Annotated in this window: 13 protein-coding genes; 7 read left to right on the top strand and 6 right to left on the bottom strand. The window is 63.7% G+C overall.

What is annotated here, in order from left to right:
- Nucleotides 1–10 precede the first annotated feature (10 nt).
- The gene (locus tag C8K66_RS13460) at nucleotides 11–817 is read left to right on the top strand and encodes a gamma-carboxygeranoyl-CoA hydratase (protein WP_017848114.1); all 807 of its coding nucleotides are present in this window, start codon (nucleotides 11–13) and stop codon (nucleotides 815–817) included.
- Nucleotides 814–2,739, top strand: coding sequence for an acetyl/propionyl/methylcrotonyl-CoA carboxylase subunit alpha (locus C8K66_RS13455; RefSeq protein ID WP_108525065.1), 1,926 nt, complete (start codon nucleotides 814–816; stop codon nucleotides 2,737–2,739). The genes C8K66_RS13460 and C8K66_RS13455 overlap by 4 nt, the downstream gene beginning before the upstream one ends.
- On the opposite strand, the gene C8K66_RS13450 is transcribed toward C8K66_RS13455, so the two are convergent.
- The gene (locus tag C8K66_RS13450) at nucleotides 2,736–3,371 is read right to left on the bottom strand and encodes a LexA family transcriptional regulator (RefSeq protein ID WP_079444220.1); all 636 of its coding nucleotides are present in this window, start codon (nucleotides 3,369–3,371) and stop codon (nucleotides 2,736–2,738) included. The genes C8K66_RS13455 and C8K66_RS13450 overlap by 4 nt on opposite strands.
- A 129-nt stretch (nucleotides 3,372–3,500) precedes the next feature.
- Here C8K66_RS13450 and C8K66_RS13445 point away from each other — a divergent pair, with 129 nt between their 5' ends.
- Nucleotides 3,501–3,851 (top strand): DUF6124 family protein, encoded by a 351-nt coding sequence (locus C8K66_RS13445; RefSeq protein WP_026140171.1) that lies wholly within the window; start codon nucleotides 3,501–3,503, stop codon nucleotides 3,849–3,851.
- 465 nt (nucleotides 3,852–4,316) lie between these two features.
- Nucleotides 4,317–5,468 (top strand): M14-type cytosolic carboxypeptidase, encoded by a 1,152-nt coding sequence (locus C8K66_RS13440; RefSeq protein WP_046485401.1) that lies wholly within the window; start codon nucleotides 4,317–4,319, stop codon nucleotides 5,466–5,468.
- Nucleotides 5,469–5,508: 40 nt separating this feature from the next.
- Here the strand turns inward: C8K66_RS13440 and C8K66_RS13435 are convergent, their stop codons facing one another.
- The 5 genes from C8K66_RS13435 to C8K66_RS13415 all read right to left on the bottom strand — a co-directional run bounded on the left by C8K66_RS13435 (nucleotide 5,509) and on the right by C8K66_RS13415 (nucleotide 10,954).
- Nucleotides 5,509–6,048 carry a cytochrome b gene (locus C8K66_RS13435; protein WP_017848120.1) on the bottom strand — a complete coding sequence of 180 codons (540 nt, stop codon included), beginning with the start codon at nucleotides 6,046–6,048 and terminating at the stop codon, nucleotides 5,509–5,511.
- Nucleotides 6,045–7,127 carry a catalase family peroxidase gene (locus tag C8K66_RS13430; protein WP_017848121.1) on the bottom strand — a complete coding sequence of 361 codons (1,083 nt, stop codon included), beginning with the start codon at nucleotides 7,125–7,127 and terminating at the stop codon, nucleotides 6,045–6,047. Before C8K66_RS13430 ends, C8K66_RS13435 begins: the two co-directional genes overlap by 4 nt.
- A 120-nt stretch (nucleotides 7,128–7,247) precedes the next feature.
- The gene (locus C8K66_RS13425) at nucleotides 7,248–8,012 is read right to left on the bottom strand and encodes an enoyl-CoA hydratase-related protein (protein ID WP_017848122.1); all 765 of its coding nucleotides are present in this window, start codon (nucleotides 8,010–8,012) and stop codon (nucleotides 7,248–7,250) included.
- A gap of 43 nt (nucleotides 8,013–8,055) precedes the next feature.
- The gene (locus C8K66_RS13420; protein ID WP_108525063.1) at nucleotides 8,056–9,354 is read right to left on the bottom strand and encodes a hypothetical protein; all 1,299 of its coding nucleotides are present in this window, start codon (nucleotides 9,352–9,354) and stop codon (nucleotides 8,056–8,058) included.
- Nucleotides 9,347–10,954, bottom strand: coding sequence for an amino acid adenylation domain-containing protein (locus C8K66_RS13415; RefSeq protein ID WP_108525061.1), 1,608 nt, complete (start codon nucleotides 10,952–10,954; stop codon nucleotides 9,347–9,349). The genes C8K66_RS13420 and C8K66_RS13415 overlap by 8 nt, the downstream gene beginning before the upstream one ends.
- 198 nt (nucleotides 10,955–11,152) lie before the next feature.
- Between C8K66_RS13415 and C8K66_RS13410 the strand changes: the two genes are divergently transcribed.
- From C8K66_RS13410 to zapE, 3 genes are all read left to right on the top strand, one after another.
- Entirely contained in the window at nucleotides 11,153–11,659 is a 507-nt protein-coding gene (locus tag C8K66_RS13410; protein ID WP_046382864.1) for a sigma-70 family RNA polymerase sigma factor, read from the top strand.
- A complete protein-coding gene (locus tag C8K66_RS13405) occupies nucleotides 11,656–12,393 on the top strand; it encodes an anti-sigma factor (RefSeq protein ID WP_108525059.1) in 738 nt (245 codons plus the stop codon). The genes C8K66_RS13410 and C8K66_RS13405 overlap by 4 nt, the downstream gene beginning before the upstream one ends.
- A gap of 117 nt (nucleotides 12,394–12,510) precedes the next feature.
- On the top strand, nucleotides 12,511–13,605 hold the full coding sequence (gene zapE, locus C8K66_RS13400; RefSeq protein WP_108525058.1) for a cell division protein ZapE: 1,095 nt from the start codon (nucleotides 12,511–12,513) through the stop codon (nucleotides 13,603–13,605).
- Nucleotides 13,606–13,631: the final 26 nt, after the last annotated feature.

Below are 13,631 nucleotides of genomic sequence, written 5' to 3'. Positions count from 1 at the left end.
GCTGTACCCCATGAACGATTTCAACACCCTCGAACTGATCACCGACAGCCGTGGTTTCGCCACGCTGTGGCTCAGTCGCGAAGCCAAGCACAACGCCTTCAACGCCGAAATGATCCGCGAACTGATCATCGCCCTCGACCAGGTGCAGGGCAATGCGTCGCTGCGCTTTCTGGTCCTGCGCGGGCGCGGCAAACACTTCAGCGCCGGCGCCGACCTGGCCTGGATGCAACAGTCGGCCGAACTGGATTACGCCACCAACCTCGACGACGCGCGCGAACTGGCGGAGCTGATGTACAACCTGGCCAAGCTGAAAATCCCGACGCTGGCGGTGGTGCAAGGCGCAGCCTACGGTGGCGCGCTGGGCCTGATCAGTTGCTGCGACATGGCGATCGGGGCCGATGACGCGCAGTTCTGCCTGTCGGAAGTACGCATCGGTTTGGCGCCTGCGGTGATCAGCCCGTTTGTGGTGCAAGCCATCGGGGAACGCGCGGCGCGTCGTTATGCGCTCACGGCCGAACGCTTTGGCGGCGAACGCGCGCGCGACATCGGCCTGCTGGCGGAAAGCTATCCGGCCGAAACCCTGGATCAACAGGTCGACCACTGGATTGCCAACCTCCTGCAAAACAGCCCGGCAGCGATGCGTGCAAGCAAGGATCTGCTGCGCGAAGTCGGTAACGGCGCCCTCACCCCGGCGCTGCGGCGCTATTGCGAAAATGCCATCGCCCGGATCCGCGTCAGCGCCGAAGGCCAGGAAGGTTTACGCGCATTCCTGCAAAAACGCCCGCCCAGCTGGCAGTCGCAGGAGCCACGCTCATGAGCACACTGACCACGATACTGGTGGCCAACCGTGGCGAAATTGCCTGCCGCGTGATGCGTACCGCCAAGGCGATGGGGTTGACCACCGTGGCGGTCCACAGCGCCACCGATCGCGATGCGCGCCATAGCCGCGAAGCCGATATCCGCGTCGACCTCGGCGGCAGCAAAGCGACCGACAGTTACCTGCAAATCGACAAACTGATCGCCGCCGCCCAGGCCAGCGGCGCCCAGGCGATTCATCCGGGCTACGGCTTCCTTTCCGAAAACGCCGGTTTTGCCCGTGCCGTCGAGGCGGCCGGGCTGATCTTCCTCGGCCCGCCCGCCTCGGCAATCGACGCCATGGGCAGCAAGTCCGCCGCCAAGTCACTGATGGAAACCGCCGGCGTGCCGCTGGTGCCGGGCTACCACGGCGAAGCTCAGGACCTGGACACCTTCCGCGCCGCCTGCGCGCGCATCGGCTACCCGGTGCTGCTCAAGGCCACGGCCGGTGGCGGCGGCAAGGGCATGAAAGTGGTCGAGGACGTCAGTCAACTGGCCGAAGCCCTGGCTTCCGCCCAGCGTGAGGCGCTGTCGTCCTTCGGCAACGCGCAGATGCTGGTGGAGAAGTACTTGCTCAAGCCACGCCATGTGGAGATCCAGGTATTTGCCGATCAGCAGAGGCACTGCCTGTACCTCAACGAGCGCGATTGTTCGATCCAGCGGCGCCACCAAAAAGTCGTCGAGGAAGCCCCGGCGCCCGGCTTGAGCGGCGACCAGCGCCGGGCGATGGGTGAAGCCGCGGTGCGTGCGGCCCAGGCCATCGGTTATGTGGGCGCGGGCACGGTGGAGTTTTTGCTGGATGCCCGTGGCGAGTTTTTCTTTATGGAGATGAACACGCGGCTGCAAGTGGAGCACCCGGTGACCGAGGCGATTACCGGCCTCGACCTGGTGGCCTGGCAGATTCGCGTGGCCCAGGGCGAAGCGCTGCCGATCACCCAGGCGCAGGTGCCGTTGATCGGCCATGCGATCGAGGTGCGCTTGTATGCCGAAGACCCGGCCAATGATTTCCTCCCCGCGACCGGCCACCTGACGCTGTACCGCGAGTCCGCACCCGGCCCGGGCCGCCGCGTGGACAGCGGCGTCGAGCAAGGCGACAGCGTTTCGCCCTTCTACGACCCGATGCTCGGCAAGCTGATTGCCTGGGGCGAGGACCGCGAACAAGCGCGGCTGCGGCTGTTGAGCATGCTCGACGAGTTCGCCGTCGGCGGACTCAAGACCAACCTGGGCTTTGTGCGACGCATCATCGCCCATCCGGCGTTTGCCGCCGCCGAGCTGGATACCGGCTTTATTCCGCGCTATCAGGACGAACTGCTGCCGCTGCCCGGAGCGTTGAGCGACGAATTCTGGCAGGCCGCGGGTTCGGCCTTCATGCAGAGCCTGCCGGCCGGCGACGGGCCGTGGGCAGACACTCGCGGCTTTCGCGCAGGGCTGCCCGCCGAAGTCTCACTGCACTTGAGCTGCAACGGCCAGGATCGCCTGGTGACGTTGGCGCAACACACGCCGCGACTGCAAGGCGAACAGCTGCTGATCGACCATCAGGGCGTGCGCCGTGCCCATCTGGCCGTGCGTAGCGCAGGCACGCTGTTCCTGCGCTGGGAGGGCGACATGCATGCCGTCAGCCTGTTCGATCCGATTGCGGCAGTCGAAGCCAACCAATCCCACCAAGGCGGCCTCACCGCGCCGATGAACGGCAGCATCGTGCGGGTGCTGGTGGATGTCGGCCAGACCGTCGAAGCCGGCACGCAGTTGGTGGTGCTGGAGGCGATGAAGATGGAACACAGCATCCGCGCGCCCCAGGCCGGCGTGGTCAAGGCACTGTTCTGCCAGGAAGGCGAAATGGTTGCCGAAGGTTGCGCGCTGGTCGAGCTTGAACCCGCGGACTAGAACTTCGCCGTGGCCTGCACGACGACGCCGAGGATGCGGCAATCGTCGCTGAACAGGCGCTTGGGGTAAGTCGGATTGAGCGGCACCAGGTACAGTTGGCCGCTCTCTTCGCGCAACTGGCGGAAGGTCGCCTGCGGGCTGTGCGCCCACTGCGCGACCACCAGCTTGCCGGGTTCGGCGTCGATGGCCGGGTCCACCAGGATCATCATCCCGGCACCGATGCTCAGGCCACTGGGCGCGGTCATCGCGTCGCCGACCACGGGCAGCCAGTAAGCCTCGCCCTGGGCATGGTAGTCCGTCAGTTCGAAGCGCGCCGCGCCGTAGGCCGGGCGCTCTTCGCGAAGTTCGCACACGCCTTTCCAATCGCTGACCGGGTAGCGGAAGTACGGGTTGTAGTGTGGTGGCCCAACCGGCAGCGCATCGGCCTTGCGACGAATATCCAGCGCGACTTCCAGGGAGCCCAGCCCCAGCGCTTCCAGCACCCGGTTCATGTCCGCCAGGCTTGGCACCCGGCGCTTGTTCAGCCAATGCCCGACACCGCCCTGGGACATGCCCAGGCGTTCGGCCAGTTCATCCTGCGTGACCTTGCGGTCTTTCATGTTGGCCCTGACCAACGCGATCCATTTATCCATGGGGCCTGACAATACGTCGCGTATTTTTCAGGGCAATAAACAGTTTGTAGTAATCCATAAAACGACATAAATACGATACGTACTATCATCGGGTATCAGCGTTTCGACACCCAACCCGAGTACCGCCCTATGACGACAAGCCCGTATCGCCTGCCCTGCGAACCCGAATCCCATGAGCTGCTCGACATGCGCAGCAGCGGCGCCGCCCAACGTGCGCTGGATTACTATTTGAAAGAAGAGATGTGCGCCTCGGCCCCGAACGACGCCTTCTTCAGCATCAAGCCCGGTGTCAGCCCGGAGGAAGCCCTGGTGCATGCCTCGGACCTGTTGCGCAGCGCGGCTGCCACAGCCTACGAATCGGCGAGCAGCCATCAAGGCAACCAGCGTGACCTGGCATTTTCAGTGGTGTATTTGATTGATATGGCGAAGGCGATGGTGGAGCGATCGTTGCAGGCGCCGCAGGCTCAGGACGGTGCATGAGCCACGCGAAAGAAAAATATTTCTATCCCACGGATAAAAACATTTGACTTGCAAATGATAATGATTATTATTGGACCAAGCTGATCGCGAGATCAGTCGATAGACCAAGGGACCTTAGGTCGGACTCTTGGAATATCTCCTCATCAGGCTAATCACGGTTTTTGACCCGGCTCTTTGGCCGGGTCTTTTTTTTGCCAGTGTTTCTGGCTTGGCTTCAGGCTAATGAAGACTGTGTGTTGCTTGATGGCACGCATGATAGCAAAAGACCATCGTCAAAAGAAAGTCGGGCGACCGCTCAGGCTCAGACCTTTGCGAAATAGCACTTGAGAATCAATCTCATAGATTCTAAGCTGCTGCGGCGTCAAGGATGACGCCCCCCTCCTCCCGCAACAATTTTGCATCCGGATTTTGCCCGGCCTCTGTGTAAGATAACCGCCACAACACTCATACTCAGGCAGCCAGACTATGACCGTGGCCTTGACCTCCATCAAAATCAGCACCAACTTCGACAGCGGCAACATCCAGGTTCTGGATGCCAGCGATGCCTATCACTTGTTGCTGGCAATCAAACCCGATACCCGCAGTCACCATTTCCAATGGTTCCACTTCAAGGCCGAAGGCATGCACGTGGGCCACACCCACACCTTCCGCCTGAGCAATGCCGGGCAATCGTCCTATAAACACGCCTGGAGCGGCTACAACGCCGTGGCGTCGTATGACCACGTCAATTGGTTCCGGGTGCCTACGCGTTTCGACGGCGAAACCCTGCACATCAGTCTCGAAACCCGTGAGAAACACGCCTGGTTTGCCTACTTCGAACCCTACAGCCGCGAGCGCCACGACTGGCTCATCGACCAGGCGCTGAACCATGCCGGCACCCGCTTGCTGGCCACCGGTAAAAGTGTCGAAGGCCGCGATATCCAACTGTTGCGCCGTGGCAAAGGTGGCGAAGGTCGGCGCAAGGTGTGGATCATCGCCCAGCAGCACCCCGGCGAGCACATGGCCGAATGGTTTATGGAAGGCATCATCGAACGCCTGCAGCAGGACGGCGACGCCGAGCTGAAAAAGCTGTTGGCCGTCGCCGACCTGTACCTGGTGCCGAACATGAACCCCGACGGCGCGTTTCACGGCCACCTGCGCACCAACGCCATGGGCCAGGACCTCAATCGCGCCTGGCAGAGCGCCAGCCAGGAGATCAGCCCGGAAGTGCTGTTCGTCCAGACGCAAATGGAAAAGTATGGCGTCGACCTGTTCCTCGATATCCACGGTGACGAAGAAATCCCCTACGTATTCGCCGCCGCCTGCGAAGGCAACCCCGGTTACACCCCGCGTATCGAAGCCCTGGAAAAGCACTTTCGCAGCCACCTGAGCGCCTTGACCCGTGACTTCCAGACCACCCACGGCTACACCCGCGACCTGCCGGGCGAAGCCAATATGACCCTGGCCTGCAATGCCGTCGGTGAGAAGTACGACTGCCTGTCGCTGACCCTGGAGATGCCCTTCAAGGACAACGACGACGCGCCCAACCCGAACACCGGCTGGTCGGGCAAACGCTCGATGCAGTTGGGCAAGGATGTGTTGAGCAGCGTGGCCGATATCGTCGGCCTGTTGCGCTGAATGTGGCGAGCGTGCTCGCCACACGGATCAAGCGCGGGCCTCAGTCCTGGGTGCCCGTCATGCTCTGCAGCACGCCGTCACGGCGAATCAACCCATGGAACAGCGCCGCCGCCAGGTGCAACAACACCGTGAAAAACAGCACGTAGGCGAGATAGCCATGGGCCTTGCGCAGCACCGCGAACAGCGGTGCGTTGGCCGACACCAGCGCCGGCAGTTGCACCGAATGGCTGAGCATCACCGGGTCGCCCGCCGCCGAAATCATCGCCCAGCCGAGCAGCGGCAACACCAGCATCAAGGCATACAGCAGCCAATGGGAGGCCTTGGCCGCCAACACTTGCCATCGCGGCAAATCGCCAGGCAACGGCGGTTGGCGCGTGGAAAAACGCACCGCCAAACGCACGATCACCAACGCCAGGATCGCAATACCCAGCGGCTTGTGCAGGTGGATCAACCATTCATGCCGTTCGGAAACCGACGCTGCCAGGCCCGCGCCGATAAACAGCATGGCGATGATCATCAGCGCCATCAGCCAGTGCAGCAGGCGCGCCAGGGGGGCGAAAAACCGTGGTTGGGCATTCATGGCTTCGACTCCTGAGGGGGGCGGTGCAACGGGCTGACTTCTGCGGCGCGGCGCAGGTAGGAACTGGCGTAGGCGGCCGAACGCGCGGCCAATAGCGGGTCATTCGAAGCCTCGATGCCGCTTGGCAGAATCAGCGGATCGAAGTTGATGTCGCGGCAATCGCCGTCTGCTTGCGCTTGGCTGCTTTGCAGCACCAGGGTGCCGGCGTTGAGTATTTTGTGCTCGCCGATCCAGGGTTTGCTTGCATCGTCGAGCGGATCGCCGGGGTTGGCCAGGGTCAGGTTCAACTGCCAACGCAGCGGTCCGGAAGCCAGGCGTTGCACCAGGTCTTTTTCCAGGAAGTCACTGCCGGCTGGCGCGGTATCGCCCACAGCATCCTGGCTTTGCGCGACAACCGCCCAACGCACGGCCTGGCGCTTGCCATCGGCGCCCACCAGGAAAAACGCGTTGATACCGTTGTAGGTTTCCGTCGCATAGCTGGCGGATGGCTTGGCCGTCTTGACCCACGCCAGGAACGGCGCGGCCTCGGGATGGGCCGCAAAGAACGCCGGCATATTCGCCGGGTTGGGCTTGCCGGTGGCCGGATCGGGCGCGCCGGCCTTGAGCAGTTGATAGAACGCCTCGGGGGTGCCCACCGGAAACACCGGCATGCTGTTCATCCCGGTGCGCCACTGCTGGCCGTTGGCCTGGCTGAATTGCACGGCAAAACTGCGGATCGGCACACTGCTGTCCGGCGCGTAGGGGTTACCGCTGGGCAAGGCAAACCGGCCGATCAATGGGGTCCTGGCCGCATTGAATACCTGGGCACTGGAGTAGGCACGCGCCTCGGCGCTGCTCTCGAAGTACCCCGCGACACACACGCCCTTGGCATGATTGCGCCGAAACCCCGGGTGGATGCCGTTATTGGTTTCCAGGGCATTGACCAGGGTTTTGGGCTGCAGGCGTTGTGGGTCGAAGGTGCCGTTGACGTAGGCAAACGCCCCGGCGACAGCCGCTACCACGCCACCGATACACGCCAGCCTGATCGCCAGGCTGGCCGTGCTGAGTGGCGGACGGGGCGGTGATGAGTGATCTACCATGAAAAGCTCCAGGGCACATGGCCAAGGGGAAATTGAGCTATGAGACGAATCCCATGTAGGTTTATTCCTCCTTCACTGTAGTTTTTTTCAGAGTAGCCCAGCGCCGAGTCCTTGGCCCTCCTACACCCGATTAAACGCGGCCGGTCGCTTGTCGAGAAACGCCTGCATGCCCTCCTGCTGATCGGGCGTGGCGAACAGACTGTGGAACAGTCGGCGTTCCAGCCGCACGCCCTCGTGCAGCCCGAGCTGCAGGGATTGCTCGACCGCCTCGCGCGCCGCCCGGGTGGCCAGGCGAGAAAAACCGGCGATTTGCGCGGCCACCGCCAGCGTCTGCTCCAGCAAGCTCGCCGCCGGATAGACACGCGACACCAACCCGGCCTGTTCAGCCTCATGAGCCGTCATCGGCCGCCCGGTCAGCACCAGATCCATGGTCTTGGCCTTGCCGATCAAGCCTGTCAGACGTTGGGTCGCCCCCATGCCAGGGATCACGCCGAGCTTGATCTCCGGCTGGGCAAAGGTGGCGCTATCGGCGGCAAAGATCATGTCGCACATCAGCGCCAGTTCGCACCCTCCGCCGAAGGCGTAACCGTTGACGGCGGCGATGGTCGGCGTGCGCAGGCGGGTAAATGCCTCCCAGCCGACGAAGTAATCCTCGTTGAGCATGTCCTGATAGGTCTTGCCGCTCATCTCCTTGATATCGGCTCCGGCGGCAAAATACTGCGCACCGCCGGTGATGACAAAACACCCGACCTGAGGGTCCTGGTCCAGGGCCTCCAGACAAGAAACCAGCTCGGTCATCAGCGCCGAGTTCAGCGCATTCTTGACCTGGGGACGATTGAGCCTGACCAGGACCACCCGACCCTGACGCTCGATCACTACATTCATAGGCACCTCCATTGATTGATATCGTTTAATGAACACACACGCTTCACGAATCCCAGATCGCGCCATAGGCGGGTATCCCCCGGGCTTCCAGCTCTTGCACGACCTGCTGCGTCAGTCGTTGGTTGGCGATACAGATCACAGCCTCCGCGCCACAGGCTTGCACGGCGCCGTAGGCCAACTGCACCAGGTCAGGTTTGCCGCGCTCATCGGTGTCCCAGATCAACGCGTCGGGCTGGGCACCCAGGATCTCGTCGACCCATTCGTCGCCGTAGGTCTTGCGCGGGCTGCGGGTCGACCAGATCAGCTGGATCGGCAGCCGCGCCGCGAGTAAATGCGGCATGACCGGGCCGATCCCGCTGCCGGTGGCGACGTACACCACCGACTTGAACAGGGTTTCCACATGGGCCACGCCAGCGGTGGTGATGCCCTTGACCCACACATGGCGCGGCAGGTCCTCGATAAACCGCCCCGTCCAATCCCCTGCGCGGGAAATGGTCAGCCGAAACCCGGTTTGGCCCGGTGTGGGGATGTTGGCAAACGAGTGCCACTCCAACAGCGGATGTCGGCTGATCGCGGTCGACGAACCGGCGAATGGTGTGGTGTGGGTAAAGCGCGTAATCACCGCATGCCCGGAAGGCCGCGTGTGCTCAACGGCGACCTTGCGCAGCCGCAGCCAGGGCAGCGCGATGCTCAGCGTCAACAGCACCAGCATCCAGAACGCGCCACTGTGCAGCAGGCTCGCACCGCGTTCGACGGACGCCAGCAAGGTCTGCGCCCAAAACAACAGCAACGCGGCCCACCCCGCAAACCGATGAACCCGCTCGAAGCCATTGTGAAATCGCCCCCGGATGCGCGGTTGCGCCATGCCCACCATCAACAGCAACACGCCGAGCAGCGTCGCGCCAAGCCACAACCCGGTGGACGAAACGCTGCCCGGCCGCTGCAGATAGTCCGTGGCCTGCACACCGACCCACCCCGCGAACCAGCCCGTGGCCGCCAGCGCCGCGCCACTGTGCAGCCCGCCGACGTGGTACACCTTGGCCGCGCTGCGCCGCACACGCAGCGGCCAGGTGACGGGGATGCGCGTCGCCAGCCAGAACAACGCATTGATCAGGTATTGCTGGCGAATCAGGATGGCCAGCGACAGGTTGATCAGCACCAGCGACGACAACGTCTGGGCGCTGACGCCCTGCAGGCCGACGCCCAGCACCGCAAACGCCAGGTTGCTGAGCAACACCAACGCCGCCAGGCGGTTGTAGTAGGAAAACACCGGCAACGCCGTCCAGCGCCGCCAGAGCGCCGGTTTGGGCGGCACCACGGTTTGGCTCAGGGCATCAAGCATGGCCAGGCTCCTGCACCGCGAACGCCTGCACGGCCACCCACCTTTCACGCGCCCGTTGCAGCAACAGCGCCTTGTCGATCTTGCCGCGGGCGGTCAGTGGAAAATGCTCCACTGCGTCGATCAGCGCCGGCACGCAGTAGTAGGCCAGGCGCTGCTCGCATTGGCGTCGGCAGGACGCCACATCGGCGCTGGCCGGCGAAACAAAGGCGACCAAGGTGCGGCTGTCGAGTTTTAGCGTGACGGCCCGCGTGCAGCCATCGCCGGCTTCCAGGGCGCTGGACACCGCGTCCAGCTCCACCCGGAACCCGCGGACTTTCACTTGGTCATCGACGCGCCCCAGGTGCTCGAGTTGCCCGTCGGCCGTCCAGCGTCCCAGGTCGCGTGTGCGGAACATCATGGCGTCGCCGCCCACAAAGGGGTCCGGGCGGTACCGTTCGTGGGTCAATGCGCGGTTGTTCAGGTAGCCCGCCGTTACCCCGGCGCCGCCCGCCCACATTTCCCCGGCTTGCCCCGCCTCACAGGGTCGGCCCTGTTCGTCGAGCACATACACGCTGTTGTTGGGGGTCGGCTGGCCGATGGTCAATGGGGTGCCAGGCACATGCCGATGCAGCGTATTGACGATGGTGGTTTCGGTGGGGCCGCAGCCGTTGTAGAACGTGCAATGCGCCGCCCAACGCTCGGCCAGGGCCTGGGAACAGGGTTCTCCGGCGACCGCGACCACCTGGAGATCGGGGCACTGCCGAGGATCGAGGCCGGCCAGGATCGAAGGGGTTGCGATCAACACATGGCACTGTGCAGCGGTCTGCGCAATGGCTTTGCCGCGAATCAGCAACGTCGCGCCATGGGCCAGGCAGCCGAGTATTTCCCAGGCCGCCATGTCGAAGCCGATATTGAGGATCTGCCCGACGTTGCGGCCCGGCGCCATGCCCATCCGCCCGGGCTGCGTCAACAGGATGTTGCATACGTTACGGTGACTGACACACACGCCGTTGGGGCGCCCCGTGGTGCCGGACGTGAACAGCACGAAACACAGGTCGTGAGTGTCGACGACGGCGCCCACCGGCTTATTGTCCTGGGTGATCCAGGGCACTTCGGCCAGGAACGTGTCCAGGCACAAGCTGCGATGGGCGGCGTCTGACGGGATGCGATCCGCCAGGTGCGACAGGGTCAGAATCAGCGGGCTGGTCAATGACTCGAGGACCATGGCCAGTTGCAGGGGCGGGACGATTCTGGCGTCCTGCGGCACATACGCGGCGCCGACCTTCAACACGGCCAACAGGCCCACCAGCATGGGGATCGAACGCTCGACGAACAGCGCCACAGTGTCGCCGCGTTTGACGCCCTGCTCGATCAAGCCCGCGGCCAAACGATTGGCTTGGCGGTTGAGTTGTTCATAACTGATGCGCTGCCCCGCACACACTGCCGCCGTCGCATGCGGCGCCAGCGCCGCTTGCGCTTCGATGGCGTGGTGGATACAGGCGGCGCTCGGCGGGGTCGATGGGCCAAAGCCCCATTGCTCAACCAAGGCGCGCTGCAGGACAGGCAGAGGCGCCAGCATGGGCGGGGAAAAAAGCGGTTTTTCGGTCGGTGAAAACATCATGGATACACCCTCATCGGTTGACTGCCGAAAAATGGCTGGCAGGTACGAGGGTGGATTGAGGTACGAGCCTGCGATTACAGGCGCTCAGGCTTTACAGAAACTTCTCACCGACACGCGTAAAGTTTCTTTTCATCGCGAGTGGAATAACCTACAGGGAGCAGCGTCTACCTGCACACAACCGGTTAGACTCGACTCCCCATGCATGAACTCGACGAACAGTTACGTGAACTCATCCCCAGGCTGCGGCGCTTTGCCCTGTCCCTGAGCCGTAACGCCAGCAGCGCCGACGACCTGGTGCAATCGACCCTGGAACGGGCGATCACCCGCTGGGCCGACAAAACCGTCGACGGCGACCTGCGCGCCTGGCTGTTCTCGATCCTCTACCGGCAGTTCCTCGATGCCCATCGGCGCACCCGGCGCTATGCGCGCATGCTCGAGTTCTTCACCGGCCGCGACGATGTGCAGCCGTCGGTCGAGCGCACGGTAATCGCCCAGTCGACCCTGCAAGCCTTCGACCGGCTCAACAGCGAACAGCGCGCCCTGCTGTTGTGGGTGTCGGTCGAAGGCTTGAGCTACAAGGAAGTCGCGCAGATTCTCGACGTGCCCATCGGCACTGTGATGTCGCGTCTGTCCAGGGCGCGCCAAGCCCTGCGTCAACTCAGCGATGGCGAAATGACCAGCCCTTCCCTGCGGATACTCAAATGATCAGCCTGCCCCCCAGCGAACGCGATTTGCATGCCTACGTCGACCAGCAACTGCCGGAGAGCGATCGACGCGTGCTGGAAACCTACTTGGCCGCCCACCCCGAGGTCGCCTCCCAGGTGCATGCCTGGCAGCAGGACGCGCACGTATTGCGCGCCGCCTTGAGTGGCGCGTTGCAGCAGCCGGCCAACCCGGCCCTGGACCCGGCGCTGATCCGCCAGCGCATCAAGCAGCAGTCGCGCCGCCATTTCGCCACGGCGGCGGTGTTGCTGATGGCGGTCAGCCTCGGCGGCCTGGGTGGCTGGCAGGCGCGCGAAGCCACGCAACCGCCCATGCTGCCCATGGCCGATGCCATGCAGGCTTACCGCCTGTTTGCCCAGGACGGTGTGCTGCCCGCCGACTATCACGCCCGGGGCAACGCCACGATGCAAACCTGGCTCGACCGCTATTTCAACCAGGCCCAGCGTCTACCCGACTTGAGCCAGGCGGGTTTCACCGCCGTCAGCGGGCGCTTGCTCAGCACCGAACAAGGCGCGGCGGCGATGGTGCTGTACGAGGATCGGCAAGGCCGGCACATCAGTTTCTACATCCGCCCGCCGGGTCCGGAAAATAACTTCCTGCCCCGCGGCAGCCGCAGTGCCGATGGTTTGCTCGCCGAGTACTGGTCCGGCGGCGGGTACAACTACGCAATGGTCAGCCCGCAGGGGCTGCCGACCACGCCGCTGCTGCAGTTCTGAAGCCCACGCCCCGTAAAGGCCATGCGTTTTCGAGATGGCTGGCGGCGCGCTTCGCTATTGGTCAAATCCCGATTGTCGCCCTAAAGTGAGCGACCACCGCACACAGAGTGACTCCCCTTGGCGCCGCGTTCCCTGATCCGTCGTTTGCTCGGTAAAAAACACCCCACCCACGACGACTCACCCATCCCCACCTTCTTTCAGACCAAGGCCGAGCAGCACGGCTATACCCTCAGCGCCGCACAGGCCCGGGCGATTGCGGCGATGGCGCGCGAGACCCACCACCTGCTCGCCGGCCAGCCCACCCGCAGCCTGTATTTGCACGGGCCGGTGGGGCGCGGCAAAAGTTGGCTGCTGGACGGGTTTTTCCAGGCATTGCCGATCGCCGAAAAACAACGCGTGCATTTCCATGATTTTTTCGCCCGCCTGCACCGGGGCATGTTCGCCCACCGTCAGCACCACGACGCACTGGCGGTGACCCTGGATGCGCTGCTGGACGGCTGCCGCGTGCTGTGTTTCGACGAATTCCATGTCCACGATATCGGCGATGCGATGCTGATCAACCGCCTGTTCCAGGCGTTGTTCCAACGTCGCGTCCTGGTGCTGGTGACGTCCAATTATCCGCCGCAAGGGCTGTTGCCCAACCCGCTGTACCACGAGCGATTCAAGCCGGTGATCGACCTGATCGCGGCGCGCATGGACGTGCTGGAAGTCAGCTCGCCCAAGGACTTCCGCAGCCTGCCCCAGGCCCATGCCGAACAGCGCTTCAGCAGCGGTCGGTACGTGTGGCCGGGGACACCGGCGCAGCGAACCGCGCTCGGGCTGCCGGCCACGGATTGCCCGGCGCAGGTGCTGACGGTCGGCAACCGCCAGTTGCGCTGCCGCAGCCAGCAGGCACGGCGCATCGCCTTCACCTTCCATGACCTCTGCGAACAACTCACGGCGGTGATGGATTACCTGCTGCTGTGCCAGGACTTCGACGAGTGGATCATCGACGGGCTGCCGCACCTGGCAGACTGCCCGATCGCCGTGCAACAGCGCTTTATCAACCTGGTGGACGTGCTCTACGACCAGGATAAACAGCTGATCCTGATCGGCGCGCACCCGCTGGAGCAGGCCTTGAGCGGCCAGGCCATCGATCTGGCGCGCACCGCCAGTCGCCTGAACCAATTGCAGGCGGTCCGCCCGCAACACACGCCCGACCCGGTATCATGAGCGCCTTTTTACGCCCCCTTGCCGAG

The sequence above is a fragment of the Pseudomonas sp. GV105 genome (genome assembly GCF_003058185.1).
Classification (GTDB): Bacteria; Pseudomonadota; Gammaproteobacteria; order Pseudomonadales; family Pseudomonadaceae; genus Aquipseudomonas; species Aquipseudomonas veronii.
Note: the sequence above shows the minus strand (reverse complement) of the source record. Positions and strands in the feature narration are given on the sequence as shown.

Excerpts from the sequence above, each read along its gene's own strand:
- C8K66_RS13460 (WP_017848114.1), top strand. The coding sequence starts at position 11 with ATGAACGATTTCAACACCCTCGAACTGATCACCGACAGCCGTGGTTTC.
- C8K66_RS13455 (WP_108525065.1), top strand. The coding sequence starts at position 814 with ATGAGCACACTGACCACGATACTGGTGGCCAACCGTGGCGAAATTGCC.
- C8K66_RS13450 (WP_079444220.1), bottom strand. The coding sequence starts at position 3,371 with ATGGATAAATGGATCGCGTTGGTCAGGGCCAACATGAAAGACCGCAAG.
- C8K66_RS13445 (WP_026140171.1), top strand. The coding sequence starts at position 3,501 with ATGACGACAAGCCCGTATCGCCTGCCCTGCGAACCCGAATCCCATGAG.
- C8K66_RS13440 (WP_046485401.1), top strand. The coding sequence starts at position 4,317 with ATGACCGTGGCCTTGACCTCCATCAAAATCAGCACCAACTTCGACAGC.
- C8K66_RS13435 (WP_017848120.1), bottom strand. The coding sequence starts at position 6,048 with ATGAATGCCCAACCACGGTTTTTCGCCCCCCTGGCGCGCCTGCTGCAC.
- C8K66_RS13430 (WP_017848121.1), bottom strand. The coding sequence starts at position 7,127 with ATGGTAGATCACTCATCACCGCCCCGTCCGCCACTCAGCACGGCCAGC.
- C8K66_RS13425 (WP_017848122.1), bottom strand. The coding sequence starts at position 8,012 with ATGAATGTAGTGATCGAGCGTCAGGGTCGGGTGGTCCTGGTCAGGCTC.
- C8K66_RS13420 (WP_108525063.1), bottom strand. The coding sequence starts at position 9,354 with ATGCTTGATGCCCTGAGCCAAACCGTGGTGCCGCCCAAACCGGCGCTC.
- C8K66_RS13415 (WP_108525061.1), bottom strand. The coding sequence starts at position 10,954 with ATGATGTTTTCACCGACCGAAAAACCGCTTTTTTCCCCGCCCATGCTG.
- C8K66_RS13410 (WP_046382864.1), top strand. The coding sequence starts at position 11,153 with ATGCATGAACTCGACGAACAGTTACGTGAACTCATCCCCAGGCTGCGG.
- C8K66_RS13405 (WP_108525059.1), top strand. The coding sequence starts at position 11,656 with ATGATCAGCCTGCCCCCCAGCGAACGCGATTTGCATGCCTACGTCGAC.